Origin of the sequence: Ruminococcus flavefaciens (assembly GCF_900108555.1) — a bacterium.
Lineage (GTDB): Bacteria > Bacillota > Clostridia > Oscillospirales > Ruminococcaceae > Ruminococcus > Ruminococcus flavefaciens_P.
Genome location: NZ_FNWV01000002.1, coordinates 348,043 through 373,985 on the forward strand (window position 1 = coordinate 348,043; position 25,943 = coordinate 373,985).

Here is a 25,943-nt window from a genome sequence, read left to right on the forward strand (position 1 = left end):
ATCCACCACCTAAAAATCAGAAAATAAGATATTCGATAACGGAATTGGACATGAGGAAGCCTTTGGCGGTCAGCCATATCCTCTCGCCGTCAGTCTCTGCATAGCCGTCCCTTATAAGGGGCGGCATTTTCATTTCTATATCACTGCGATGCTCCGAAACATCGCTGAGTCTGAGTCCCTCTTTTAGACGCAGACGAAGCATTGCGAACTCCTCAAAGCCGCAGGGGCTTTCGTCCGTTACCGTTACGTTCTGGAACTCACTTGCTATAAAATCTGCAATATCACGCTCAACCGCAAACCTCTTGCCCTGATAGCAGGAATGTGCAGCAGGACCTATGCCGAGGTAGTCCTGACACTTCCAGTAGCGGCTGTTGTGTCTGCTCTCATAGCCTTGCTTTGCGAAGTTCGACACCTCATATTGCATAAATCCGCGCTCTTCAAGGAGTCTCACCATTTCGAGGTAAAGCTCCGCAGAAAAATCATCGTCGGGAAGTCGGCGGCGTATCTCATCACAGTCGAAAGGAGTGCCGTTCTCGGTATTTAGTATGTAAGCCGAGATATGCTGTATGGGCAGAGCCGTCAGCCTTTCCGCGGAGTATTGCAGGCTCTCCTTTTTCTGGTCGGGCAGAGCTATCATAAGGTCGCAGGAGATATTCTCAAAGCCTGCATCTGCCGCATCAAGCACAGCCTGTTCCGCTCTCGCCGCAGTATGTACGCGCCCAAGAGTTTTAAGCTCGTCATCTATCATGGACTGTACGCCTATGGAAAGACGGTTTATGCCTGCGCCGTGCAGGTCTTTCAGCTTATCCGATGTTAGTGTACAGGGATTTGCTTCGAGAGTTATCTCCGCATCGCTGTCGAGAGAAAAACATCTGCCTGTCTCGTTTATGATGCTTTCAAGCTGACAGGCAGAAAGAAGTGACGGAGTACCGCCGCCAAAATATAATGTATCAACTTTAGTTCCGCAGTCACCGTAATGGCGGATATTCCGCAGAACTGCTCCAACGTAGCTCTCTGCCTGTGATTTAGTCCAGTTTACAGAATAAAAATCACAGTAGGCACATTTCTTGCCGCAGAAAGGTACGTGGATATATATACCTAATGTGCTCATTTGTATGCGTCAATTCGTATGGACTGTTCAAGCTTGAAGAAAAACGCATGAACTATCCTTGGAACAAGAAACATTGAAAGAACAAGTCCCAAGACCATAGGTATTTCGTAAAAATGCAACCAATCGTTATATTCTGCGTTAAGGTAGATATAGACAACGAAAATAAAGGCAACAAGACAGTATAGTGCATCAAATATAGTTGCTCCCTTACCGTTTACACAGAGATTTCCGCATTTTGGACAGGTCTTTCCCTTTGACCTCATATTCCCTGCCATAGCTTTTCTCATGGGAGTAAAAGTCTTTTCGCCGCAGTGCGGACAGGTGTATATACTCATTATTATTCCTTTCCTTCCTCGGTCACTGTCTCGGCTTCCACCTCAACAGGTTCAAGCTCCTTTGCAGGCTTTGCAAGCGGAACTTCGCCTGCAAGCTTTGGAGTAAGTCCGAGACGTACTGCTTTCTTTTTCTTCTTGCGCTGACGGAATATGCTCAGGAAGTCCTCGGGGTGTAGTACCATAAGCGTAAGGAGCATTATGAGCAGAGCTCCCAGCATCTTAGGCTTTTCATCGTCCCCCGTAACAAGTGCGATAATAAACACGACTATCGCAGTCACGCAAAGACTTGTACGGGATTTCTCACGCAGTCTTATCCTTACTGCGCGCAGTACCCTGCCTGCGTTTGTATTCTTTGGTATGAAGTATTCGGTGATGACCGTTATCAGACTTGCGGCAAGTATCACCGCAAGCAGTACGATAATGATATAGTTTATCATAATAGCCTCCCGTTCTCAGCTGTCAAGCTTCAGAACGCTCATAAATGCCTCCTGCGGAACTTCTACTGTTCCCAGCTGGCGCATACGCTTCTTACCTTCCTTCTGCTTTTCGAGCAGTTTCTTCTTACGTGTGATATCACCGCCGTAGCATTTGGCAAGTACGTCCTTGCGCATTGCCTTTACTGTCTCACGGGCGATTATCTTGCCGCCGATAGCTGCCTGTATCGGTACTTCAAACATCTGACGCGGAATGTTTTCTTTAAGCTTTTCAGCTATCTTACGTGCTCTCGAATACGCCTTATCCGTATGGATAATAAAGCTGAGAGCGTCCACGATATCGCCGTTAAGGAGTATATCCAGCTTGACAAGCTTGCTGGGAACATATCCCATCATCTCATAGTCAAATGAAGCATAGCCCTTTGTACGGGATTTCAGTACGTCAAAGAAGTCGTACACTATCTCGTTCAGCGGAAGCTCGTAATGAAGCTCTACACGGGTATCGTCAAGATACTTCATGTCCTTGAATACGCCTCGTCTGTCCTGACAAAGTTCCATGATATTTCCTACGTAGTCCGACGGTGAAAGTATGCTTGCCTTTACCATAGGCTCTTCTGCCACCTGTATGACGGCAGGATCGGGGTAGTTTGTAGGATTGTCGATATACTGCACTTCACCGTTGGTAAGTGTTACCTTGTAGATAACAGACGGTGCAGTTGTGATAAGGTCGAGGTTGTACTCGCGCTCAAGACGCTCCTGTATTATCTCCATGTGGAGAAGTCCTAAGAAGCCGCAGCGGAAACCAAATCCAAGAGCGATAGATGTCTCAGGCTCGAATGAAAGCGATGCATCGTTGAGCTGGAGCTTTTCAAGTGCTTCTCGGAGGTCGCCGTACTTTGCTCCGTCAGCAGGATAAATACCCGAGAACACCATTGGATTTACCTTGCGGTATCCCGGGAGCGGCTCGTCACAGGGGTTATCGTCATTTGTTACGGTATCGCCCACCTGTGTATCGCCGATGCTCTTGATAGATGCTGCTATATAGCCAACTTCGCCTGCTTCGAGGCTGCCGTTGTTCACAAGATTTGTAGCGTCCATGAAGCCTGCTTCAACTACATTGAAAACTGCTCCTGTAGCCATAAGGCGGATATTGTCTCCGACCTTGACTCTGCCTTCTTTTACGCGGACGTAGATGATAACGCCCTTGTAGGAGTCGTAATAGCTGTCGAAAATAAGAGCTTTCAGCGGCTTTTCGGGATCACCCTTCGGTGCAGGGATATCAGTAACTATCCTCTCAAGGACTTCCTCGATATTTACGCCCATTTTAGCTGATATCTTAGGTGCGTCCATTGCAGGGATACCGATAACGTTCTCAACTTCGCTGCACACTCTCTCGGGATCAGCTGAGGGCAGGTCTATCTTGTTGACTACGGGTACTACTTCAAGGTCGTGCTCGATAGCAAGATAAGTATTTGCAAGTGTCTGTGCTTCTATGCCCTGTGATGCGTCAACTACGAGAATTGCGCCCTCACAGGCTGCAAGTGAACGTGATACCTCATAATTGAAGTCAACGTGACCGGGAGTGTCGATGAGGTTGAAAATATAGTCCTCGCCGTCCTTGGCTGTATACTTCAAACGGACTGCACGGGCTTTTATGGTGATGCCGCGCTCACGCTCGATGTCCATATTGTCGAGGAGCTGATCTTCCATGTCGCGTATGGCAACAGTCTCGGTCTTTTCGAGAATACGGTCGGCAAGTGTGGACTTGCCGTGATCTATATGTGCTATAATACAGAAATTTCTGATCTTGTCGTTAGCCAATGTTTTACCTCTTTTCAAACATATTTACTCAGTATAATTATATCAGATACAACGGTGTTTGTAAAGAGGTTTGTTACTTTTTAGTGGTTAGTGCATAGTGATTAATGAGTATAATTGTAGGGTACGCCGCCCTCGGCGTACCGCTAATTACGATGCAAACAACGTGAACGCAGTGAAGAGGCGAGTTCCGCTCGCCCGTCAATTACGTGTAAACCTAAAATGACGGCTGTAGGGGCTGCCTTTGGCAGTCCGTAAATTACGCATATCCTAAAATAGCACACTGTAGGGGCTGCGTCCTCGACAGCCCGTCAAAATGTATAGAAGTACGAACGGGGCGATGTGGTCATCATCCCTTGCATATTACAGCATACATAACAGTTGCGGGTTACACGGGCGAGCGGAACTCGCCCCTACAATTCTGAACATTACTTTATTGCGGAACGCCGAGGGCGGCGTTCCCTACATGTGTTCTTATGATGCTTGTAATATTCAAACGGGCGGATAATATCCGCCCCTACTTTATCGGCACACTTTAAGGCAGCCCCTACAATTCTATTCGCGGCTATCTACTCACTACTCACTAATCACTATGCACTAACAACTAACCACTAAAAGTCCTCATACAGCAAAAAGGGCGACCAATGGCCGCCCCCATAAATTACGCATTACGAATTACGCATTACGCATTACGCATTAAACTATCACTGTCCGAGGAGAGACAAAGCTGCATCGACAGCTCTGTTTTTCTGTTCATCGTATTCCTCGAAAGTATTTTCAACTGTATAATCGGGAGTAAGACCGATACCGTCATAGCACTCGGATACAGTAGTTTTATATTTTGCAACTGTAAGGACTACCGCGCCCTTTTTGTCGAATTCGGTAGTCTGCTGCATAACGCCCTTGCCGAATGTCCTCTCGCCGACCAGTACAGCACCGCCGAAATCACGGAGCGAAGCTGCAAACAGTTCAGCCGCGCTTGCAGTATTATTATTCACAAGGACTACCATAGGGATATCGAGCTCGGTAGCGTCTGAGTAAACAAGAGTCTCGCTGTGACCGTCCTTGTACTCGGCTGTAGCTATAACGCCCTCGGGAAGAAGGGGATCAACGCAGTCCGAAAGAGAATCGACGATACCGCCGCCGTTATCACGAACGTCAAAGACTATAGCCTTTGCACCGTTTGAAGTAAGGCGTTCGAGAGTATCAATGAACTGCTGAGGAGTGTTCTTCTTGAAGCTTTTTATTTTGATATAGCCTACGGTCTCGTTTAACATTTCGCCTGATACGGTTATCATTTCGATAGAGCGTCTTGTGAAGGTATAATCCTTATCGATACCGTCTCTGCGGATAGTGAGCTTTATCTCTGAACCCTCAGTACCGCGCATGGACTCAACAGACTCCTCAAAGCCTGCCGAACGAACGTCAACGCCGTCAATAAGAGTTATGATATCGCCCACTTGCAGACCTGCATCTACGACAGGGGAGTCCTGCATTATTTCTTCTATGCGGATATAGCCGTTATCGTCCTCGCTCAGAGAAAGACCAAGACCAACGAGCTGACCTTCGTCCTCGTTCTGTTCGCTAAGGTATTCTTCTTCGGTAAGGTATTTTGAATACTTATCGTCAAGACCTGATATATAGCCTTTGAGGATACCGTCGCTCAGTTCGTTTTCGTTGATATCTCCGAGATAGTTCTCACGGACGTAAGAATCCAGCACTTGCAGCGAATTGTATTTTTTACTTTTTTCGTTTACATCGACGACCTTTTTATTGAAGCTTTGGAGTGAGAAGAAGGAAGTCAGTATGAACGTTACCGCAGAAGCTATAGCGATAAGGCTCAGTGCGAGACCGAGACTGATTTTCTTATTCATATTATCATCGCTTTCTGACAAAAATTCGGGCAGTTGAGTAAACTGCCCTTGTTTTTGATATTAACTGTTTTACGGACTAACGTAGCCCATAGGATCCTGAGCAACACCGTTCACACGTACTTCAAAGTGGAGGTGAGCACCTGTTGACCAGCCTGTAGAGCCGATATATCCGATCACCTGTCCCTGTGATACGCTCTGACCTACAGATACGCAGGCAGAAGCAAGGTGACCATAGAGAGTGGAGTATGTACCGTCGTGTGAGATAACGACATAGTTGCCGTAACCGTCACCGCAGCAGTTTCCGTTCTTTGCATAATCGTGTGTACAGCTGTTGTTTACGTAAATTACTGTACCTGCCTTTGCAGCGCAAGCAGCACCGCCGTGGATACCAGCGTCACCAATATCTATACCTCTGTGGGTAGTGCCCCATCTGTAGCCGTAGCCGCTTGAGATGTAGCAGAAGCCCGGTGCAGGCCATGAGAAGCCTGATGCGGAAGGAGCGGGGATATAAGCAGGTTCGCTGTATGTAGGAGTATAAGACTGACCGCTCTGTGCAGCCTGCTGAGCTGCGGCAGCCTGAGCCTGACGAGCAGCTTCCTGTTCAGCAGCTACTCTTGCCTCATAAGCTCTCTGAGCTTCCTCAGCCTGTCTCTGTATCTCAGCCTCTATCATAGCATCGAATTCAGCGTTCATAGCAGCAAGGTCAGCCTTGTCGCTTTCGAGAGTCTGCTGTTCGAGAGTGATACGGTCAATTTCAGCCTGAGACTGTCTTGTCTTTTCATAGTAGACTTCCATCTCGGCATCTTTTTCTTCCTTACGCTTTTTCTGATCGTCCTGTTTCATAACAAGAGTAAGTCTTTCGGACTCAAGAGCCTGCTTATCCTGTTCCATTTGGTTGATCTCGTTAAGGATATCATTGATAAGCTCTTCATCGTATGAAGCGATACGGTTTACCATTTCAACACGCGAGAGCATATCGTAAAAGCTTGATGTACCTACTACAACAGTAGCGAGGTTTTCATTGCCTGTAACGTACATAGCGCACAGACGCTCTTTGAACAGCTCTACCTTCTTGTCGATAGCTTCCTGCTGATCCACGATAGACTTATCAAGTGCATCGATATTATTCTGAGTAGTTTCGATATCTGCCTCGATGCTTGCGAGCTCTTTTGTGAGGAGCTCGATATTATTCTTGATGATCTCTATCTGGTCTTTAAGAGTATTCTGATACTGCTGTTCAGCGTTTTTGTTTCCTTCGAGTGAGTCGATCTGGGTCTGAAGATCTGCGATCTTTGCTTCGTTTGCTTTTCTTTCTTCCTGAAGTTCAGCGACTGTCTTGGCAGAAGCCTTTGTGTTGCTGCTGCCTGATATCATAGGATATGCAGCGATAATGCCGACTGATAATGCTGAACAAGTAACAAAAGAAAGTGTTTTTTTGACAATATTTAGCTTTTTCATAATCAAGCTGCGTATCGGACTGAGAATATGCTGTCCGAATGCACACTCCTTTCATAAAAAATTTTCATATTACTTCTTACAGATCAAACGTCAATATGCTTTCTTGTACTTATAACACTTCCGAGAGCACCAATAAGTGCGCCTGCAATAAGGTAAGCAAGTACGACTATTAGTCTGATTTTGTCGAACGGGATAATGCTGTTTACACCAACGGTGTTCATTATCATACCCTGTTCTGTTATCATATCATATACCGAGCTGTAAACAGCCCATGTGATGAAATACGCGCCTGCGCCTGCGAAGAAGCCTGTTACCATACCTTCAACGAAGAAAGGCATACGTATGAAAGCGTTCGTTGCGCCAACGTATTTCATTATCTGTATCTCCTCACGGCGGGCAAAAACGCTTGCCTTTGTGGTATTGGAGATAATGATCATAGAGATTATCGAAAGAGCGATGATGATAGCACCTGCGATAAGTGATACCATTTTTCTGAGCTCTCTCAGGAATTCAGCCACCTGCGGTGAAGCAGATGCGCTCTGAACATTTGCAACAGCTGATATCTGAGCGGTCGTATCAGCGATAAGGTCTGTATTTTTTACAGTAACGCTGAAACCGTCAGGCATAAAGCTTGCATCAGTGCCGATATACTCATCGAATATTTTCTGAGCATTGGGGAGATTTGCTTTCTGTCTTGAAAGACCGTCCTCCTTTGAGATAAATGTTACTTTATCAATATTTGGGATAGCCTTGATAGCTTCTTCTGCCGCTGCATTTTCCTGTTCGGTAGTACCTACCTTCATGAATACAGCAACTTCGTTCTGGCTTCCCAGACCTTTTATCATTGAGTTGAGGTTCACATAGAAGAGACCTGCTATACCAACGAGAAGAAGGGAAATGAGGAGCACACAGAATGTAGCGAAAGCCATCATCTTGTTTTTCCAGATATTTTCTACGCCCTGATTGGCAAGATATCTGATACCGCTTACTTTCATTCTGCACCTCCCTTAGTTTTTTCGGTCAGTGCAGCCAGCAGAGCCTCGGGTGAGTCTGGATCATCTTTTTTGATGCTCTTGCTGAGGTCAACATCGATATTGTCCGCAAGCTTCTGCATATCTTCTTTTTTCTCGGCGGAAGGGCCGTCAGGTACACCGCCTATAGCGGAAATGATATCATCTGCGGTCATATTCTCGATAGGAAGGTCGATAGTCTCCTCCGTATTGACCAGTTCTGCTTCATCAGCTTCCTGAGGTATATCGTTTATTCTTTCGGCTTCGCTTACGGCAGCTGCCATAGCGTCGGCAGGCATCTCTGAGCCGATATCGGCAAGGAGCTCATCGTTAGCACCTGAGATGACTTCATCGAATACGATCTCACCCTCAGTAATATTGATGATACGTCCGCCGAAGTGACGGACAAGATCGTGCTCATGTGTTACCATGAGTATAGTAGTACCCTGATCGTTGATACCCTTGAGGAGCTCAACGATCTCGTATGAAAGCTCGGGATCGATGTTACCTGTAGGCTCGTCTGCGATTATGAGCTGAGGATCGTTTACCAGAGCTCTTGCAATAGCCACACGCTGTTTTTCACCGCCCGAGAGTTCATCGGGGTAAGAGTTTGTTTTTGCATGGAGTCCTACAAGACTTATAACGTATGGGACTCTTTTGCGTATGTATTTGATCGGCGCGTCGATAACTCTGAGAACGAAAGCGATGTTCTCATATACTGTCATTGACGGGATCAGTCGGAAATCCTGGAATACAAAGCCGAGAGTACGGCGGAATTCAGGTATTTTTCTTTTCTTCAGCTTGTTGAGGTTATAGCCGTTTACGGTAACAACACCGCTTGTAGCGTCTATCTCCTTGAGAAGCAGTTTTATCATAGTACTTTTGCCCGCACCTGATGAACCTACAACGAAAGCAAAGTCGCCGTCGTTGATCTTGAGGCTGACGTTATTGAGAGCGTCAACGCCGCTTGAGTAGGTCACGGATACGTTTTTAAGTTCTACCAATGGGTTACACCTACCTTAATCTTTGGGACGGGGGAACGTCCATAGCTCAGACAACGGATATACCGTTATCAGAACTTGACAGGATTAGCAGACAGGTACTTCTTTACCATGAGGGCGATCTTGAATATGATAGCGTGATCGAACTCACGAAGATCGAGACCTGTGAGCTTCTTGATCTTTTCGAGTCTGTAAACGAGTGTATTTCTGTGAACGAATAATTTTCTTGAAGTCTCTGAAACGTTGAGGTTGTTCTCGAAGAACTTCTGGATAGTAAAGAGTGTTTCGTGATCGAGTGACTCGATGCTGCCTACCTTGAATACTTCGTGGAGGAAAGTCTCACACAGAGTTGTAGGAAGATGATAGATAAGACGAGCGATACCGAGGTTGTCGTAGCTTACGATGACCTTGTCTGTATCGAATACCTTGCCGACTTCAAGAGCCATCTGAGCTTCCTTGAATGAACGAGCAAGATCCTTAACGCCTACAACGGCAGTACCGATACCAACGTTAACTCTTGTATAGAACTCGCTGCTGAGAGTATCAGCGATAGAACGAGCAAGCTTTTCGAGGTCCTTTGAGTCAACAGCACTCTTGAGCTCCTTGACGAGGACGATATCAGTTTCAGTGATATTGAAAACGAAGTCCTTGTTCTTGTCAGGGAAGAGGTTCTGGATAACATCATAAGCCGAGATGTCGTTAGCTGAGATTATTCTGATAAGGAATACAGCACGGCTGATCTCTGCATTGAAGTGGAGCTCTCTTGCCTTGATAACGATATCGCCGGGGAGTACATTATCGAGGATAACGTTCTTGATGAAGTTATTTCTGTCATACTTCTCATCGTAGTACTGCTTGATATTTGAAAGTGCGATAGCGAGAATGCTTGCATACTTAGCAGCAGCATCGTCAACACCTTCAACGAAAACCGCATAGTCAGGCTTTACTCTTGAGCCGAAAGGCTTGTATGTGAAGCCGTCGCGGATAAAGATATCGTGTGAATCGCTGAGGTCGAGTGAAACGAACTCGTTTGTAGTACCTACACGGGACAGGTCACTGCAAGCGATGATTGTTGCGGTCTCATCAACTACACCGATAGTAGCGTCGATAGAGTCGCGCATCTGATGAACTAAACCCTGAAATAATCTGTTGGACATGATTTACATCCTTTCTCTTAATAAGATCTTTATTTTGAGCGGACCTTCAAGGAAAGTCGGGGAGGTATCAGTTCCTCAACATATTACAAATTGTAACACATTTTTGACCCGAATTTGTTAACAAAGTGTTAACATTCGTCTGAAGGCTCACAAACATGACTTACATATATGTTGGATTTTGTTGAACTTGCACAAGAGAATTAAATTCTTTGTAACCAAGCTGTAATTTTTACGGTTTAAAATGTAATTTTTACATTTTCTCAGGTCTGTCGATGTTGAGTATCTCCAGAGTATTCCTGAGTGTCTGACGAACAGCAACGCTGAGAAGTATACGTGCGTCTCTGAGCTGTTCATTCTCCGCATTCTTTACGCTGCAAGCGTCGTAGAAGCGGTGGAAGAGAGTAGCAAGATCAATTGCATACTTTGTTATCTTTGCGGGATCGTAGCTCTTTGCTGCAAGGTCGATCTCCTTAGGAAGTGAAGCAAGATGACGGATAAGCTCTATCTCTCTTGGGTCTGTAAGGAGGTCAAGGTCTGCGGACTCGGGTACGTTTATGCCTTCCTCGGCGAGAGCCCTGAGCATACTGCAAATTCTTGCATGAGCGTACTGTACGTAGTATACAGGATTTTGCGAAGTCTTTTCGATAGCCAGACCGAGATCAAACTCAAACTGTGAATTTGCTTCACGGAGATTGAAGAAGAAACGGGCTGCATCTATCGGTATCTCATCGAGGAGAGTTACCAGCGTGATAGCCTTGCCGCTTCTCTTTGAAAGCTTTACGGTCTCACCGTTGCGTACCAGTCTTACCATCTGCATGAGAACTACGTCAAGCTTTGTCTCGTCAACACCGAGAGCGTTGAGAGCTGCTTTAAGTCTCGGAACGTAGCCGTGGTGGTCAGCACCGAGAACGTTTATTGCCTTGTCGAAGTTACGTGTTACCAGCTTGTCATAGTGGTAAGCGATATCGGGAACGATATATGTGTAAAGACCGTTGCTTCTCTTTAATACGAAGTCCTTGTCAAGACCGTATTCCGTAGCCTTGAACCAGACAGCACCGTCCTGCTCGTAAGCCTTTCCTGCTTCCATGAGCTTGTCAACTACAAGTTTAGTTTCATTCTTTGCGTGGATAGTGCTTTCTCTGAACCAGTTGTCGTAAACGATGCGGTACTTTTTAAGGTCGCGCTCCAGACCTGCTATATTAATAGGAAGAGCGTAGTCAACGAGAGCCTTGCGGCGTTCCTGTTCCGAAACGCTCTCCATAGCCTTTCCGTTGATGTCGTAGAAGTTCTTTGCGTGTTCGATGATATCAGTTCCGAGGTAAACGTCCTCAGGCATCTCGAACTCTCCGCCTTCACCGCTGCCTTCATATATTACAGAGCAGAGCTTATCGGTATCGTCCTTGTACTGAGCGATGAGCTGCTGACCCTTATCGGAGCAGAGCTGTAAATATCTGAGCTCAAGTGACTTTCCGAACTTTTCGATCTGATTGCCTGCGTCATTTACGTAGAACTCGCGCTCTGCGTGATAGCCTGCCCACTGGAGAACGCTTGCGAGACAGTCACCGATTGCACCGCCTCTTGCATTACCGATATGCATAGGACCTGTGGGGTTTGCGGAAACGAATTCAACGAGAACTTTCTTGCCCTTGCCGAGCTCGGTCTTACCGTAGTTTTCACCCTCCTCGAGAACGTTGCGTACAACGTCCGAGAACCAGCTTCTTCCGAGGAAGAAATTGAGAAATCCGGGACCTGCAACTTCGGCTTTCTCGAAGATAGTGCCTTCGAGAACGAGTTTTTCGCATATCATCTCAGCGATCTTTCTCGGCGGCATTCTCAGAGCCTTTGCACAGACCATAGCGGTATTTGCAGCAAAATCGCCATGTGACTTGTCGGCAGGTATCTCGATATTGAATGACGGAAGCGGAACTGTGGGAACTGCTTCCTCGGCAACGAGTCGTCCGAGAGCGTCCATGATTATCTCACGGAGTCGGAGCGATGCAGAGTTAATAAGGTCTGACATTATATCTATCCTTTCTTGTCAGGTTCAGTTCTGAGCCTGCATTGTCATGATTATCTCGTTATCTGAAAGATACGAGGAATTTAAGTCGAGGGTATACTTTAAATAAAGCCTTCCGTTTTCGGCGAGAGTGTTTTCGATAGCGTGTGTGTAAACGCCGATCTGAAGGTTTCCGTAGGGAGTACCGTACTGGCAGAAGTGCTTGCGTCCGATCTCGAGGGAAAGGACTGAATTTGCAGAGCCTTCACGGGTTATGGAAGCATTTTTGCAGTCATCTACTTTAATAGTAGTGACCGAACCTTCAAAGCCTGTTGCTGAGGTATCTTCATAGGAAATGATGTCCCAGCCGTTTTCTCTTTTGAAATTGGCTTTTGTGAGAAGCTCTGTCTCGTTTTTTTCATCTTCCTGCCACTGGATACTCGTAAGGGAAATCAATACATTATTTTTCAAAACAATCTCCTTATAGCATCATAATTATTTTATGATATCATAATGATATCGGGATGATATCAAGGTGATATTAAAATGATATCAATATGTCCTGTCTGCGTTATCGACAGCCTGTTCGATAAGAACGTCGATAAGCTCATCATGTGAAAATCCCAGATCTTCCATAAGCTTCGGGAAAACACTGTTTTTTCTTAGTCCGGGCATAGTGCCTATCTTGTTGAGGAGCAGCTCGCCGTCCTCTGTGAGGAAGAGGTCGACTCTTGCCATTCCCTTACAGCCCAGTGCCTTAAAAGCCTTTATTGCTGTTTCCTGCGCCATTTTTTCGATATCTCTTGAGAGGTCGGCAGGAATTGTAAGATCATCACCTGTACTTACATTAAAATCCGTAGGATCGTAGGGCCTGTTTGAATTCTTTATCTCGCCGATAGCCGAACAGACGGGCGAATCGTAGCCATATACAGCTGCTTCAAGCTTGCGAGCCTTTACGTATTTTTCCACAACGACTTTATTGTCGCTTGAAAAAGCGAGCTTTACTGCACTTATGAGCTGTTCTGCGTTTTCAGCGAAGCTTGTGCCTGCGTTGCTGCCGCTGTTGGCAGGCTTGACTACCATAGGAAATCCAAGCTTGTCAGCGATATCCGTGCATCTTTCGTCAAGCTGATTTATCTCGCGTTGAGTGATGAGCTGCCATTTTGCAGTCTTTATATCGTAATCGTCCATTACCATGTGAGTGTGGGATTTATCCATACATGAAGCGGAAGCAAGTACGCCGCTTCCAACGTAGGGTATTCCCGAAAGGTCGAGAAGTCCTTGTATAGTGCCGTCACCGCTGCGCTTGCCTGTGAGTATGGGAAATACTACATCTATTTTCTTTACTGAGATCTCACCGTTTTCGATAGTGATTATGCCTCTGTGGAGCGGATCGGGTGATATAAGTGCGGAAGTGCAGTCTGTATTCTGCTCCCATGTCCCGTCAGCGATCTCATCGGGAGAACCCGGGAAATAAAGCCACCTGCCCTTACGTGTTATGCCTATGCAAATTACTTCATATTTATCTCTGGGAATGTTCTGTATAACTTCCGCAGCGGACGCAAGAGAAAGGTCGTGTTCGCGCGAAGTGCCGCCAAAAATCACAGCAGCCTTGATCTTTGCCATATGTTTCTCCTTTTAAATAGTAGTCTCTATTTTTTATTGTCATTTTCAAGTATCACTATATTTTATCACATTTCACAAAAAACTGCAAGTATTTTTTGCGAAAATGCGGAATAGGACAGTGAATTTCGCAAGGATAACGCATAGCGGACAATTTTCAACTATCGAAATTGTGCATAATGACAACAAAAATATCTGCTTTTCATCAATTTGACGGAATACCCCTTGTTAAAAATGACGAAGCATAAAGCAAAAAGAGACTGTCGTAAGGCAGTCTCTTTTTATGAAAGTGAGTGATTTAAGATGTTGTCATAAAACAAATACCATTATCTGATACCAAGTGTATCATCTTCGGGCTGAAGCTTGTCATACTTCAGGATATAATCATATATCTCCTGTACAGTAGTGAAAGCGACTCCCACATAGCTGTCTGCACAGCCGTAATATATAGCGATGCGTCCTGTATCTGCATCTGTAAGCGCTGCACACGGAAAGCACACATTCGGCACAAATCCGCGTTCTTCGTACCACTCCTCGGGGGTGAGGATATAATTCGAGCAGCGGTGAAGTACTTTCGAGGGTTCATTGATGTCGAGTATCGCCGCGCCTATGCTGTAAACATAGCCGTTGCAGGTGTTAACGACACCGTGGTAGAAAATGAGCCAGCCCTTGTCCGTCTCGATGGGGGCAGCTCCGCCGCCTATTTTAAGGTTTTCCCACCAGTTTTCACAGCGTCCCATGACATGACGGTGACGCCCCCAGTAGACCATATCCTTACTCTCTGTGAGGAAGATGTCGCCGAAGGCTGTATGACCGTTGTCACAGGGGCGAGAAAGCATTACGAAATTACCGTTTATCCTGCGAGGGAAAAGGACCGCGTTACGGTTGTAGGGGAGAAAAGGGTTTTCTAAGCGGGTGAAGGTCTTGAAATCGGTAGTTTTCGCAATGCCTATCGTAGGACCGAATGCATCCTGACACCACATTATATAATATGTGTCCTCAACTTTTACAAGACGTGGGTCGTATGCATATATCGGCATGAAAGGTTCGCCTTTTTCATTGGTGAAGGGGATCTTTTCTTCATCGAATTCCCAATGAATGGCGTCTTTGCTCCTTCCAAGGTAAATATGAGGGATACCGTTTCGCTGCTCACCGCGGAAAACGCCAATATATCCGTCGCCGTAAGGGGTTACGGCACTGTTGAAGATCCTTGCCACATTCGGGAGAGGGTTCCTGTCGATAATGGGGTTTTCGCTGTATCTCCATACGGGAGAGGTGCATTTTTCGGGCTTATCCTGCCATGGGATCGAAGGCAGGCTTTCTCCGATGATTTTAATATCCGCCATAATATACTCCTTTAATTAAGGGTGACTTAATCGCCTGATTAAATTATACCATGCTTTTACATAAATGTCAAGAGGCAAATTAAAAATTAAGTGAGTATAAAGAGAGATCTCTGATTTATGCGCGATTTGTTGCAGCCGAATTTACATAATGTTATAGACTACGGGCGGCATATGAGGTATAATTATATAAAACGGAGGGAAACGCTATGAAATACACAACTGAACATACTATCAAATATGACGGAATACATTACTTTTGCGCGGAAATAATGGGCTCTCCTGTGACCTGCTATGTGCTGAAAGGCAGTAACGGTGATATGCTCATAGATACGGGGATACCGTTTATATACAAGGCACTTGAGGAGTACATTTCGGGCTTCGATATCCGCTATATACTGCTGACTCACGCTCATGTTGACCATGACAGCAATGCGGAAAAGCTGCGGAAAAGTCTTGGTGCTGAGATACTCCTCGGAGAGCGTGACAGGGAGCTAATAGGGCATTACGGCAGGCAGCCTGTCAAGGCGACGCTCAGACGGTACAGGCTTCGTAATGTGCAGCAGGATATCTGCGGACGAATGAGGCTTTTCAGCACGAAGCCCTATGTGCCTGATATACTTCTCAACAGCCGTAATACAGGCATACTGAGGGAGCTTGGCTTTGATGCCGATGTTATCATGCTTCCGGGACATACTCTCGGTTCTGTGGGAGTGCTGTCGGACGGCATATTGTACTGCGGAGATGCTTTCACGGCATTATGGGGTAAGCCTGACATAACTCCTCATGCAGCTTCGCTTAATGCTATGGCACGGTCACTGGAAAGGATAATTGAGATATCTCCGAAGTGGCTTGCCTGCGGTCACGGGCTGCCTGTGAAAATGAGAGATGCAAGATCGGTGATGAAGAAATATCTGTTTTCAAGACAGGACTTACTTAAATGATAACTTAAAGGAGAGGACGATATGAAAATATATGAGTTTATAAACGAACTTTCGGACGGTCGATTTGACGAGCAGCTTAAAAAGCTTTACGGTAATTCGGAGAGGGCTGTACTCAGGAACAGGGCTCGTTATCTGAGTGCGGCTGAGAATTTTTCAAAACTCTATCCCGAATGTGAGGATATTCGCGTATTTTCGGCTTCGGGCAGGACGGAAGTGGGCGGAAATCACACCGATCATCAGCACGGCTGTGTACTGGCGGCAGCTGTGAGCCTTGATATCATCGGTATCGTAAGGTTTCATGATGAGGGCGTTATACGTATAAAGTCCGAGGGATATGCGGCTGATGAGATAGGACTTGATTCATTTGAGGTGAATGATGCGGAAAAAGGGACTTCTGCTGCGCTTGTCCGCGGTATAGCAGCGAAATTTGCGGAAATGGGCGTGAAAACAGGCGGCTTTGATGCTTATTTTTCGTCAGATGTGCTCAGCGGAAGCGGTCTGTCGTCTTCGGCGGCTTTTGAGGTCATGATAGCTACTATTATCAATAACGGCTATAATGAGGGCAGGGCAAGTGCTGTGGATATAGCTAAGATAGGAAAGTACGCGGAAAATGTCTATTTCGGCAAGGCAAGTGGTCTCATGGATCAAATGGTTTGCGCGGCAGGCGGCTTTGTGGCAATTGATTTTGCTGATCCTGACGAGCCTGTGGTAACTTCGCTGGATTTTGACTTTGAAAAGGCAGGATACTCGGTCTGCATAACCGATACAAAGGGCAGTCACGCTGATCTTACGGAGGATTACAGTGCGGTATCAGCCGAAATGAAACACGTTGCCGAAGCACTTGGCTGCGAGTACCTTCGCGATGCGGACGAAGATGAATTCTATGCGAAGCTTCCCGAGCTGCGCAAGACCTGCACGGACAGGGAACTGCTTAGAGCTGCTCATTTCTTCGCTGAAAATACGAGAGCTGTTGACGAGGCGAAGGCTCTTGTGGACCGTGATACGGAGTGGTTCTTTGAGCTGGTGAACGAGTCGGGAGCTTCATCTGCGGAGCTGCTGCAAAACCTGTATTCATGCAGTTCGCCGCTGGCTCAGCAGATACCGCTGGCGATAATGCTCAGTAAACGTTTTCTTAACGGTGCAGGTGCTGTGAGAGTTCACGGCGGCGGCTTTGCAGGTACTATACAGGCTTTTGTGCCTAACTATCTCACGGGCGACTACGCTAAGGAAATGGAGCGGATTTTTGGCGAGGGCAGTTGTTATGTACTGTCGATAAGACCTGTGGGCGGTTATGAGTTTAAGATCGGCTGATGAAACAAAGCATAACAATGATGCATTATTCGAGGGACATATATTATTATGAAAAAAGTCATTACAATTTTACTTATAGCCACTGCATTTCTTATAATGATAGTTGTTTTAAGGAATATATTTGCTCCTAAAATCAAAATTGATGTTATAAACAGTCGTTTTAATTCGGATAGAGCTGAAATAAATGGTGAGATATACTATAGAGCATATGACGGTGTGTATAAAGCTGCCGAAAATCAGAAATATGAATGTCTGATACCATTTGATGAACCGAATACAGCGACTATTTTTACAAAGGAAAAAAACTGTATATATACTGCTGTAAAAATTGACAATTCGATCAGCATCACAAAATATGATCCTGACGGAAATATAACGGGTGAGCCTTTTATTCTGGATAAGCCCGATGTTAATGTGATTGCAATAGACAATAACAGTGTTTATGGCAGATATGGCGACGAAAATGATGTAAACTTCGCTGTATTTGATATGAACGGCAAAACGATCAATAATGATCTGCCCGAATATGAATACTCCGATGACAAATTTTCGCTTTTAGGTGATGAGGAAAATACCTATTACACTTCTACAAATTATCAGGTGGATTATATCGGAAGAAGTAAAAATTATGCTGCGTACATTGGCAGGGAGTTTTCAGCTGATTCAAATATATTAACGATAATCGACCTTGAGTCGAATGATACAAAGCAGATCGATTTTAATGAAATGTTTAAAGGGTATTATGTATTTGGTAATATTAAAGATGATGCCTTATGTCTGGTCATGACTGATTCTTCGGACAGACTATCTTTCGGGGGCGGACATAGTAAGGAATGGGATATTTATTCTCTTGACCTGCATAAATACGATATTTATGTGTTAACAGACCTGAAAAGCGGAAAGATCACAAATCAGCATAAAACACGCAAATACGAAAGGATAATCTACGCTGATGCTGAAAAGGCAATAACATATTATGGCGGAAAATATATAACCTATTCGACAGATAACTGGAAAGAGATAAAGTCGCAAAAGGCTGACGAAATAAAAGAAAACGGAAGTTATTTTTTTGATACCTGCGGCGATCATGTCTTTGTCTTTGATGATAATACCGACGAAGTTATCAATAAATTGAGCATTGAATAATGGAGGAAAAAGAAATGAACGGTTTCCCTGAGTTTATGAAAAGAGAAGCGAACAAAATTCCTGCTCAGCAGCAGAATACTCCCGATATCGAGGGCTACTATTATACAGCTCCCGATGGCAGTCAAATGGCGTTCTGGACTTATACGGCTGACAGAGTTTCAAAGGAACACGTTCACGATTATGACGAGTACATGATATGTGTGGAGGGCGAATATACCGTTACGATAAACGGCGAGGCTACTGTACTTCATGCAGGTGATGAACTGTTCATACCCAAAGGCACGGTGCAGGGCGGAAGCTGTAAGGCAGGCACAAGGACTATCCACGCTTTCGGAGGAGAAAGGGTAAAATGTACGAAATAAAGGAATTTTCAGCGGATATGCAGCAGGACGTAAATGACTTTTTCGCTAACGTTTTTCCTGATGCAGGAAAAGCTTATGAGCCTGAGGGCAGACACGCTGCGTTTGCTGATGCTGAATATAATTTCATCGGGTTCTGGTGCTTGTTTGATGATGACAAGCTTATCGGTACGGTCGCTGTGAAAAAGCTCAGCAATACCGAGTGCGAACTGAAAGGGCTTTACCTTTATGAAAAATACCACGGTCAGAAGCTGGGATACCGCCTTGCAAAAATTGCGGTCGATTTTGCGAAAAACAGTGGATTTCATGAAATAAAGCTGGATACCATGTCAATTTATGATAAAGCGATACGGCTTTATGAGAAGCTTGGATTTGTACGTTCTGAGCGATATAACGACAATGAAAGAGCTGATATATTTATGAAACTGGTGTTTTGAACACTTTTAGAGCACAAATTATTCATGTTTTATGCGTAATGACATATATAAAACAATAGAAGGGTATATTTTTGGAAGTGTATACAAATTGCTGTTAACTTTACGCAACAAATGAGCAGTAACAAAAAATGGGGAGTATAATAATTACATGAGGACACGAGGTCTTCAGATAATTACTATATTTTATTCAGAAAGGACTTACTAAAAATGAAGAAGTCAATCAAAAAGATTACAGCAGCTATCTCAGCAGCAGTAATGTGCGCACTTCCAATGGCTAATGCACTCTCAGCAAACGCTGCAGGCAGCGGTCAGAAGAAGACGTTCAAAACTTACATCACAATTAAGGCTGGCAACAAAGGTCTTTATGAATTCGAGTATGACAGAAGATTTAACGGTACATACAAGTACTCGATGACATTCCAGGGCTATAAGAATTACGTTGGTACTCGTAGCGAATTCGGTCACACTGTTCCACAGACAGGAAGAAGCTGCCTGTTCATCGACTCTGTGTCACTTGATCATTTTAACGGCGTTGCTGCAACTGAATTATATGATTGCAGCGATTTATCAGTTAAGGCATCTGATTTCAAGCCGGGTTCAATGTATAACAAGATAATCTGGGCTTGCAGCAACTACCACAAAGGTCACTGGGAATACTGGGATGACTTCGAGAACAATGTAACAGAAGAGGTCGTACTCCTTGGTGATGCTAACAACGATGGTATAATTAATATGCCTGATGCTACAACAGTTGCTATGTGGGTTAGAGGCAACAAGAGTATCAAAGTTGGTAATGAAAAAGGAGATATCAACTTAAAGGCTGCAGACGTTGACGGCAACGGCGTTGTTAATGACGCAGATGCTGTACTTATTCAGCAGTATGATCTCAGCTTGTTTGACAGCTTCTCTGAAAAGCAGGTTGACATTATCAGATAATCAATACTTATAATAGTATATTGCTCAAACGGCGCAGACCTCTTTCGGGAGGTCTGCTTTTTTATTTCATATTACCATAGTTATGCTTTTAACAGAATGTACCAGACGTATAATATCACAACTATATAAAATTTATATGACAGATATAAAGAAGTAAAGTTGCTTTAAAATTAGAGGATTGTGACAAAAATTTGTTAACTTCGCGCAACAAATCTACTGTTTTTTGAAAACTGTGTTATAATATGCATATGAGGGTGGAAATCCTCAATAAATTACTATTTTATATTCAGAAAGGACGAACCAAAAATGAAAAAAACACTCAAGAAAATGGCAGCAGCAGTTTCAGCCGCAGTAATATGCGCACTTCCAATGGCAAGCGCATTCTCTGCAAGTGCAGCACAGGATAACAGAACTTTCAGAGTAAATTATTTTGTAAAGTGGGATAACTCAGATGTTAAGACCACAAGTATTACAAGAACTACAAAGAAGGGACTTACTTACGTTACAAGAAATAAAATGTCAAATGTAGGCGATTTTGACGGCAAGCCAAACGGCTCAGGCGGACAGACATACAATCATGAAAATGTTAACTGGAAAAAGAGCACAAATACAGAAATGAACAGATGCCTCATTTATAACGAGACATACAAGACCACATATGGTGATATCTTCGAGCACTACCTTGTAAGCGACACAGCTCTCAAGATAGAAGCTAAGGGAGTAAACGGTGCAAGAGCTAATGAGAGAATAACATACGAAGCAGTAGTTGTAGGTGATGCTACAGGCGGCTATAATACAAGACAGCTCAAGAACTTCAATTATGACGGTATAACAAAGGCAGACTATGAAAAGGCAGAGGCTCTTATTAAGGCTGGAAAGAAGGATATCAAGTCATATGCACAGAGTGTAAATTTCGATGATCCTGCTTCAGAGTCTCTCAGAACTCTTAGAGCTATGCTGGCTGCAGATGTAAATAACGACGGCAATCTTTCAACATCAGATGTACAGGCTATAAGGGGCTACGTTAATAAGAAGATCAATGACTTATCTGTATACGCAGGTATGTCAGATCCTGATTTCTCAAAATTAGTTAAGAATTATTAATTCAAAACCTCATTGCTCATACGGTGCAGACCTCTTTCGGGAGGTCTGCCTTTTTATTATACTTTGGTACGGCAGTTCTTGCTATTTTTTGCACTGTATGATATACTGTAAAAAGGAGGTGTTTGCTATGATAAGAGAAATAACCGAGAACGATTTTGACGGGCTTATGAAGCTTTATATGGAGCTCCACGATAATCCGTTCCCCGAAAAGAATGGCAGGGTATTGTCTGTCTGGCACAGGATATTCAATGACGACGATCATCATATCATCGTTGCAGACGAGGACGGAGTTATTGCAGCTTCTTGCGTTTGTGTAATTATCCCTAACCTTACACACGATCAGCGTCCGTACGCTTTTATCGAAAATGTAGTCACTTCCGAGAAATACAGAAGAAAAGGTCTGGCTACAGCCTGCCTTGACTATGCACGTGAAATCGCTTTGCGCCATAATTGCTATAAGATGATGCTGATGACGGGTTCAAAACAGCAGGGCACTCTTGACTTTTATAAGAAATCAGGCTATAACAGCTCCGATAAAACTGCCTTTATTCAGTGGCTTTGAGGTGAGAATATGAGAATAAGGAACTTTGTGCCTTCCGATGCCGAATACATAATAGGCTGGCTATCAGATGAAAGAGAGTTTCGACTTTGGTGCGCTGACAGATATGACCATTTCCCGATAATAGCCGATGATATCATTGAGCGGTACTTCGAGGATAGCAAGGGTGGACGTTTCCTTCCGTTTACTGCGGAAGACGAAAACGGTTCTGTAATCGGACATTTTATCCTTAGATATCCAAGTGATGATAAAGCGGTCCTTCGGCTGGGCTTTGTTATACTTGATAAGTCCGCGCGCGGTAAGGGCTTTGGCTGCGAAATGGTAGGACTTGCAAAAAAATATGCTTCCGAAGTCCTCAACGCTCGAAAGCTTACATTAGGTGTTTTTGAAAATAATACTTCTGCCTATAAATGCTATCTTTCAGCGGGCTTTGTCCCGTCAGGGGAGTATGATTCGTTTCAGGTTTTCGGAGAAAACTGGAAATCTATAGAAATGGAGGTCACATTTTAGGGCAGTGTTTCTTTATCAAGAAATAAATGTTTATTGTTAAAATAAAAAAATATTTATTTTGCTGTTGACATCAGCCTTCAATCGTGATATAATAATATAGTCGCAGATGACACTACACAATATATCGCGGTGTGGAGCAGCTAGGTAGCTCGTCGGGCTCATAACCCGAAGGTCGTTGGTTCAAATCCAGCCGCCGCAACCAACGTAATATCGGCACTTTCGAGTATTCGGAAGTGCTTATTTTTTATGCCAAAATGAGTAAAATACATCAACCGTACATCAACGCGGTTTAGTTTTGCTCTATATATCGCCGAGATTCACTGAGAGTTTTTTAGAGTTTTAGAACGATATTGCGGAGTTTGTTAACCTAGGTTAACAATTATTTAGGGTTGACTAATCGTTATATAGATTATATAATATAGAGAGAATTAAATATGAATAATCAGCGAGTCTGTCTGTTACTTAGAAAGAAAAAAGCGCCCCCTATGAGGGCGCTTGATACTATTCTTCGTTGTAATCAATATCAATTATATTGGAATTCATCACGTCGTCAAATGTTAAGTTAACTCTCACACCTGAGCCAATGCGTACCGCTGTCTCTATTCCTCGACCTCTCAGATCTGTAATCACTGCATCTCCGATTTTGCTATTGAATGCCTTCTCGTCTGGTGGAGGCGTATTAACGCTATTTACGAACTCAGTGACTTGCTGAGGCTCCCAACTTTTTGGAACAACCATGTTTACTTCTTTGCTAAAGTCTACGTAGAGTCCGGATGAAGCTGCTCCAACTGAGGGAAGCTGCTCAACATTGATGGTTGGAAGACTGCAGTTAATGTTTTTATTATCCATATTTTTTTCCTCCGGATATAATGGAATAAAATGCTTTTTGGGTAAATATGTATTTCTTGTATAATTTGTTTGAAAGTTATATAAGGAAGGACGATATTCATTATTATGCCAATACGCTTCACTTTTTCTATTGTTACTTGATTTAGCAGGAGCATCATATAAATCTTTTAAAGCACCTGCCTTATCGGCCATGATCTCTTCGAAAAGTTCGAGGCATTCAAAGCCATCGCTCAGCTCATGAACAATAGTATCGACCATCTCATCAGCGGATTTGCCAATCTGATCTAGACCGTATTCTGAGAAGATGTGGTTGCAGTGTACTTTGAAGCGATTTAGTTCGCTCCTGCTTTGTGAAAACATCTTTCCGCTACGAAAGTTTACACTGTTGATCATGAGGTGAATGTGCCATGTATTTGTGTCAAGATGGAGCGTTATAATGACCTGGTACCCACGCTCATAGTAGTATTTTGCTATCTTGCATCCCATTTCCAGGTAGTCTTTTTTTGTGCAGTTGTTTCCAGCTGGAGATGGAGCAATTGTTATCTGTCTAAATTGTCTGCCGCCAGTCTTCTGGTTTGTTATTTTAACAGTCTGAAATTCTTCCAGGAAGTTTTCAGTGATGAAGCCAAGGCCAGTGACATATTTACGGTCATCGGTCTTAAGCGTATCAATGAGATAATCTAGAAGGCTTTTAGTGTCTTCCGAAGATCTTCCATTTATGTTGACGTCTTTAACAATTGACATTAGTTTTCATCGCCTTCCTGCTGTGCTTTAAAATCCGTAAGTTCTTTGCTAATTAATATAAAAATCTTTGTCACGTCGCAGAGCTTGGCGTATGTCTTGTTTATAAGCTCATCTGAAAGCTTGCCATCACGCTTAGCACCCTTAAGCTGGTCGCTGATTTCAATAAGCGAGCGCGATATAAAGTGTGATTTATCGAGGATTATGATACCATCGTCTGAGAAGATACGATGCTTTACAAAGGTTGTCTTGTCCATGTTAGCAGCTTCAGCAAGCTGAACAAGTTTGTTATGTTCATTCTCCTGTAATCTCATTTGAAATGTTTTATCTGCCATAATTATAGCCCCTGCCTATATAATATTACAGTTTGCAACTGTACTGTCAGTACTGCACGGAATCTTGCAATTCCTATCATTACACAATTACACAAAATCCAATCATCTCTGGGTTTATAACCAATTGATTTATAAATCATTTACTTTACCTCTTACTTCTCATCTTCGTTACTATTCGGAGCATTAAGCTCGTCTGCTGTCTTGAGTCTAATACCTTTGAAGCCCCATACCCTTTTCTGACGTGGCCCAACCTTTTTAAATTCAATATTGGGGTTGAAAGCAAGTACACTCTCTTTGAATTCTGCTTTTTCGTCAGCGTCGAGGGCGTTCTCATTGCACCAGAGTTTATATGCCTCAAAGAGAGAGGCTGCAGATATCGAGCCATTTTCATCAATGACGGTACGGTCATCTAAGAAACTATCGACGGAGTGTAGAGCAGCGATTCTACTTTCGAGATAAGCCTTTCCCTTGGGAGACATTTTGAAGTCATATCCAGACTCGACAAATCCCTTAAGAGTTCTTGCAGCCAAGGAAAATACAACGTTGCGTTCTTTTTCAAGTTTTGTCAGGAGCTCTTTATCTTGCTTTTCAGGAGGGACGCTATATTCGAACGGAATAAAGACCATACGGCGATATAAAGCCAGATCTGGATTTTTATAAGTATAAGGCTTGTTCGATGCAAAGAACAGCTTAGCTGTAGGAACAAACTGAATGGGATTCTCGCGGAGCGCTCTTGCACTTATACGTTCACATGCAACGATAGATTTGAACATTTGCTCGTTATCCATAGCTTTTGAGCTATTGTCATAAGAAATATTTAGTTTTTTACCAAGAAGCTGTATCACGAAGTAACCATTTGACAACTGCTGAAAATTGATGTTGGAAACGAGCTCGGGAGCCACGACACCACTGAGGAAATCTAAAAGCGTTGACTTTCCACCATCGGTTTCGCCAATTAGAAAAACCGCTTTTTTCACATTTATAAGAGATGAAATGCCATACCCGAGTGATATCAGTATACACTGTAGATTCTCGATACCTGCTGAGGTCTTGATAAAATTTAAGAAGCTTGGGCAATCATTTTTGGTACATTGCTCGAGATATTCAACGTCTAAAACATAATCAAAGATCCATTTGCTACGGTCTGTGTTGAACTCTCCAGTGAGAATATTTAGGACCCCATTTTTAAAATTTATTAGGTATTCCTGCGCTCTTTTTGCTGCTTCGATATTGAACTGGAGATCGGCATTTTCGGCGAGTCGCTTTGCAACTTCAGCTATAATTCCACTGCTAACCTCGTATCTGTCTTCGGAATCGATAAGATTACGAATAACCTTCAGCAGATCAACGCGTGATATCTTCTGCCAATGTGTATTGACGTTGATATATGTCGTCTCGTCGTCAAATCTTAGAATTCCAAGGTGAGCTATCTCACGAGTGAGTTGTGTTTGCGCGTTCTTATCGGTAACTCGAATGAGCGTAACACCTGCAAGGATTGCTGTGATTCTAATTGATATTGCAGTCATTCTATATTCCTTTCTGCGGGGGCATA

25 protein-coding genes and 1 tRNA gene are annotated in these 25,943 nt (G+C 43.9%); 10 read left to right on the top strand and 16 right to left on the bottom strand.

Annotation, left to right across the window (positions count from 1 at the left end):
* Positions 1–16 precede the first annotated feature (16 nt).
* From hemW to BLW60_RS04895, 13 genes are all read right to left on the bottom strand, one after another.
* Positions 17–1,111 (bottom strand): radical SAM family heme chaperone HemW, encoded by a 1,095-nt coding sequence (gene hemW / locus BLW60_RS04835; RefSeq protein ID WP_074714729.1) that lies wholly within the window; start codon positions 1,109–1,111, stop codon positions 17–19.
* Positions 1,108–1,446 carry a hypothetical protein gene (locus tag BLW60_RS04840; RefSeq protein WP_074714730.1) on the bottom strand — a complete coding sequence of 113 codons (339 nt, stop codon included), beginning with the start codon at positions 1,444–1,446 and terminating at the stop codon, positions 1,108–1,110. The genes hemW and BLW60_RS04840 overlap by 4 nt, the downstream gene beginning before the upstream one ends.
* Before the next feature lie 2 nt (positions 1,447–1,448).
* On the bottom strand, positions 1,449–1,883 hold the full coding sequence (locus BLW60_RS04845; protein ID WP_074714731.1) for a hypothetical protein: 435 nt from the start codon (positions 1,881–1,883) through the stop codon (positions 1,449–1,451).
* 15 nt (positions 1,884–1,898) lie between these two features.
* Complete coding sequence (gene lepA / locus BLW60_RS04850) at positions 1,899–3,701, bottom strand: translation elongation factor 4 (RefSeq protein ID WP_074714732.1); 1,803 nt, start codon at positions 3,699–3,701, stop codon at positions 1,899–1,901.
* Between the two features lie 701 nt (positions 3,702–4,402).
* Positions 4,403–5,572, bottom strand: a complete 1,170-nt coding sequence (locus BLW60_RS04855; protein ID WP_074714733.1) for a S41 family peptidase — start codon at positions 5,570–5,572, stop codon at positions 4,403–4,405.
* Between the two features lie 69 nt (positions 5,573–5,641).
* Positions 5,642–7,030, bottom strand: coding sequence for a murein hydrolase activator EnvC family protein (locus BLW60_RS04860; RefSeq protein WP_074714736.1), 1,389 nt, complete (start codon positions 7,028–7,030; stop codon positions 5,642–5,644).
* Positions 7,031–7,113: 83 nt separating this feature from the next.
* Entirely contained in the window at positions 7,114–8,025 is a 912-nt protein-coding gene (gene ftsX, locus BLW60_RS04865; RefSeq protein WP_074714739.1) for a permease-like cell division protein FtsX, read from the bottom strand.
* Positions 8,022–9,044: a cell division ATP-binding protein FtsE gene (gene ftsE, locus BLW60_RS04870; protein ID WP_074714741.1), complete on the bottom strand. Its 1,023-nt coding sequence runs from the start codon at positions 9,042–9,044 to the stop codon at positions 8,022–8,024. The genes ftsX and ftsE overlap by 4 nt, the downstream gene beginning before the upstream one ends.
* A 68-nt stretch (positions 9,045–9,112) precedes the next feature.
* Positions 9,113–10,198, bottom strand: a complete 1,086-nt coding sequence (locus BLW60_RS04875; RefSeq protein ID WP_074714743.1) for a helix-turn-helix domain-containing protein — start codon at positions 10,196–10,198, stop codon at positions 9,113–9,115.
* Positions 10,199–10,448: 250 nt separating this feature from the next.
* Complete coding sequence (gene argS / locus BLW60_RS04880) at positions 10,449–12,218, bottom strand: arginine--tRNA ligase (RefSeq protein WP_074714746.1); 1,770 nt, start codon at positions 12,216–12,218, stop codon at positions 10,449–10,451.
* Positions 12,219–12,242: 24 nt separating this feature from the next.
* Entirely contained in the window at positions 12,243–12,665 is a 423-nt protein-coding gene (locus BLW60_RS04885; RefSeq protein WP_028516983.1) for a YwiB family protein, read from the bottom strand.
* An 81-nt stretch (positions 12,666–12,746) separates the two neighbouring features.
* Positions 12,747–13,820, bottom strand: a complete 1,074-nt coding sequence (locus BLW60_RS04890) for a D-alanine--D-alanine ligase family protein (protein WP_074714748.1) — start codon at positions 13,818–13,820, stop codon at positions 12,747–12,749.
* A gap of 323 nt (positions 13,821–14,143) precedes the next feature.
* Entirely contained in the window at positions 14,144–15,163 is a 1,020-nt protein-coding gene (locus BLW60_RS04895; protein ID WP_074714751.1) for a glycoside hydrolase family 130 protein, read from the bottom strand.
* Between the two features lie 206 nt (positions 15,164–15,369).
* On the opposite strand from BLW60_RS04895, the gene BLW60_RS04900 reads away from it, so the two are divergent.
* The 10 genes from BLW60_RS04900 (at position 15,370) to BLW60_RS04945 (ending at position 22,668) form a co-directional block, all read left to right on the top strand.
* Positions 15,370–16,104, top strand: coding sequence for an MBL fold metallo-hydrolase (locus BLW60_RS04900; protein WP_074714753.1), 735 nt, complete (start codon positions 15,370–15,372; stop codon positions 16,102–16,104).
* Between the two features lie 21 nt (positions 16,105–16,125).
* On the top strand, positions 16,126–17,415 hold the full coding sequence (locus BLW60_RS04905; protein ID WP_074714754.1) for a galactokinase: 1,290 nt from the start codon (positions 16,126–16,128) through the stop codon (positions 17,413–17,415).
* A 48-nt stretch (positions 17,416–17,463) separates the two neighbouring features.
* On the top strand, positions 17,464–18,561 hold the full coding sequence (locus tag BLW60_RS04910) for a hypothetical protein (protein WP_074714755.1): 1,098 nt from the start codon (positions 17,464–17,466) through the stop codon (positions 18,559–18,561).
* Positions 18,561–18,923, top strand: coding sequence for a cupin domain-containing protein (locus tag BLW60_RS04915; RefSeq protein WP_347496387.1), 363 nt, complete (start codon positions 18,561–18,563; stop codon positions 18,921–18,923). The genes BLW60_RS04910 and BLW60_RS04915 overlap by 1 nt, the downstream gene beginning before the upstream one ends.
* On the top strand, positions 18,911–19,357 hold the full coding sequence (locus tag BLW60_RS04920) for a GNAT family N-acetyltransferase (protein WP_074714761.1): 447 nt from the start codon (positions 18,911–18,913) through the stop codon (positions 19,355–19,357). Before BLW60_RS04915 ends, BLW60_RS04920 begins: the two co-directional genes overlap by 13 nt.
* A 207-nt stretch (positions 19,358–19,564) precedes the next feature.
* Positions 19,565–20,293: a dockerin type I repeat-containing protein gene (locus BLW60_RS04925; protein ID WP_074714765.1), complete on the top strand. Its 729-nt coding sequence runs from the start codon at positions 19,565–19,567 to the stop codon at positions 20,291–20,293.
* 306 nt (positions 20,294–20,599) lie between these two features.
* Positions 20,600–21,397 carry a hypothetical protein gene (locus BLW60_RS04930; RefSeq protein ID WP_074714768.1) on the top strand — a complete coding sequence of 266 codons (798 nt, stop codon included), beginning with the start codon at positions 20,600–20,602 and terminating at the stop codon, positions 21,395–21,397.
* A 127-nt stretch (positions 21,398–21,524) separates the two neighbouring features.
* Positions 21,525–21,959: a GNAT family N-acetyltransferase gene (locus BLW60_RS04935; RefSeq protein ID WP_074714770.1), complete on the top strand. Its 435-nt coding sequence runs from the start codon at positions 21,525–21,527 to the stop codon at positions 21,957–21,959.
* 9 nt (positions 21,960–21,968) lie between these two features.
* Positions 21,969–22,466 carry a GNAT family N-acetyltransferase gene (locus BLW60_RS04940; protein ID WP_074714773.1) on the top strand — a complete coding sequence of 166 codons (498 nt, stop codon included), beginning with the start codon at positions 21,969–21,971 and terminating at the stop codon, positions 22,464–22,466.
* A 125-nt stretch (positions 22,467–22,591) separates the two neighbouring features.
* A tRNA-Met gene (locus tag BLW60_RS04945) sits at positions 22,592–22,668 on the top strand.
* Positions 22,669–22,967: 299 nt separating this feature from the next.
* Here BLW60_RS04945 and BLW60_RS04950 read toward each other — a convergent pair.
* The 3 genes from BLW60_RS04950 to BLW60_RS04960 all read right to left on the bottom strand — a co-directional run bounded on the left by BLW60_RS04950 (position 22,968) and on the right by BLW60_RS04960 (position 25,917).
* Positions 22,968–24,059 (bottom strand): relaxase/mobilization nuclease domain-containing protein, encoded by a 1,092-nt coding sequence (locus BLW60_RS04950; RefSeq protein WP_074714776.1) that lies wholly within the window; start codon positions 24,057–24,059, stop codon positions 22,968–22,970.
* The gene (locus BLW60_RS04955; RefSeq protein ID WP_074714779.1) at positions 24,059–24,391 is read right to left on the bottom strand and encodes a hypothetical protein; all 333 of its coding nucleotides are present in this window, start codon (positions 24,389–24,391) and stop codon (positions 24,059–24,061) included. Before BLW60_RS04955 ends, BLW60_RS04950 begins: the two co-directional genes overlap by 1 nt.
* A gap of 152 nt (positions 24,392–24,543) precedes the next feature.
* Positions 24,544–25,917, bottom strand: coding sequence for a DNA primase family protein (locus BLW60_RS04960; RefSeq protein WP_074714782.1), 1,374 nt, complete (start codon positions 25,915–25,917; stop codon positions 24,544–24,546).
* Positions 25,918–25,943: the final 26 nt, after the last annotated feature.

Excerpts from the sequence above, each read along its gene's own strand:
- hemW (WP_074714729.1), bottom strand. The coding sequence starts at position 1,111 with ATGAGCACATTAGGTATATATATCCACGTACCTTTCTGCGGCAAGAAA.
- BLW60_RS04840 (WP_074714730.1), bottom strand. The coding sequence starts at position 1,446 with ATGAGTATATACACCTGTCCGCACTGCGGCGAAAAGACTTTTACTCCC.
- BLW60_RS04845 (WP_074714731.1), bottom strand. The coding sequence starts at position 1,883 with ATGATAAACTATATCATTATCGTACTGCTTGCGGTGATACTTGCCGCA.
- BLW60_RS04855 (WP_074714733.1), bottom strand. The coding sequence starts at position 5,572 with ATGAATAAGAAAATCAGTCTCGGTCTCGCACTGAGCCTTATCGCTATA.
- BLW60_RS04860 (WP_074714736.1), bottom strand. The coding sequence starts at position 7,030 with ATGAAAAAGCTAAATATTGTCAAAAAAACACTTTCTTTTGTTACTTGT.
- ftsX (WP_074714739.1), bottom strand. The coding sequence starts at position 8,025 with ATGAAAGTAAGCGGTATCAGATATCTTGCCAATCAGGGCGTAGAAAAT.
- BLW60_RS04875 (WP_074714743.1), bottom strand. The coding sequence starts at position 10,198 with ATGTCCAACAGATTATTTCAGGGTTTAGTTCATCAGATGCGCGACTCT.
- argS (WP_074714746.1), bottom strand. The coding sequence starts at position 12,218 with ATGTCAGACCTTATTAACTCTGCATCGCTCCGACTCCGTGAGATAATC.
- BLW60_RS04890 (WP_074714748.1), bottom strand. The coding sequence starts at position 13,820 with ATGGCAAAGATCAAGGCTGCTGTGATTTTTGGCGGCACTTCGCGCGAA.
- BLW60_RS04895 (WP_074714751.1), bottom strand. The coding sequence starts at position 15,163 with ATGGCGGATATTAAAATCATCGGAGAAAGCCTGCCTTCGATCCCATGG.
- BLW60_RS04900 (WP_074714753.1), top strand. The coding sequence starts at position 15,370 with ATGAAATACACAACTGAACATACTATCAAATATGACGGAATACATTAC.
- BLW60_RS04905 (WP_074714754.1), top strand. The coding sequence starts at position 16,126 with ATGAAAATATATGAGTTTATAAACGAACTTTCGGACGGTCGATTTGAC.
- BLW60_RS04910 (WP_074714755.1), top strand. The coding sequence starts at position 17,464 with ATGAAAAAAGTCATTACAATTTTACTTATAGCCACTGCATTTCTTATA.
- BLW60_RS04915 (WP_347496387.1), top strand. The coding sequence starts at position 18,561 with ATGGAGGAAAAAGAAATGAACGGTTTCCCTGAGTTTATGAAAAGAGAA.
- BLW60_RS04920 (WP_074714761.1), top strand. The coding sequence starts at position 18,911 with ATGTACGAAATAAAGGAATTTTCAGCGGATATGCAGCAGGACGTAAAT.
- BLW60_RS04925 (WP_074714765.1), top strand. The coding sequence starts at position 19,565 with ATGAAGAAGTCAATCAAAAAGATTACAGCAGCTATCTCAGCAGCAGTA.
- BLW60_RS04930 (WP_074714768.1), top strand. The coding sequence starts at position 20,600 with ATGAAAAAAACACTCAAGAAAATGGCAGCAGCAGTTTCAGCCGCAGTA.
- BLW60_RS04935 (WP_074714770.1), top strand. The coding sequence starts at position 21,525 with ATGATAAGAGAAATAACCGAGAACGATTTTGACGGGCTTATGAAGCTT.
- BLW60_RS04940 (WP_074714773.1), top strand. The coding sequence starts at position 21,969 with ATGAGAATAAGGAACTTTGTGCCTTCCGATGCCGAATACATAATAGGC.
- BLW60_RS04950 (WP_074714776.1), bottom strand. The coding sequence starts at position 24,059 with ATGTCAATTGTTAAAGACGTCAACATAAATGGAAGATCTTCGGAAGAC.
- BLW60_RS04955 (WP_074714779.1), bottom strand. The coding sequence starts at position 24,391 with ATGGCAGATAAAACATTTCAAATGAGATTACAGGAGAATGAACATAAC.
- BLW60_RS04960 (WP_074714782.1), bottom strand. The coding sequence starts at position 25,917 with ATGACTGCAATATCAATTAGAATCACAGCAATCCTTGCAGGTGTTACG.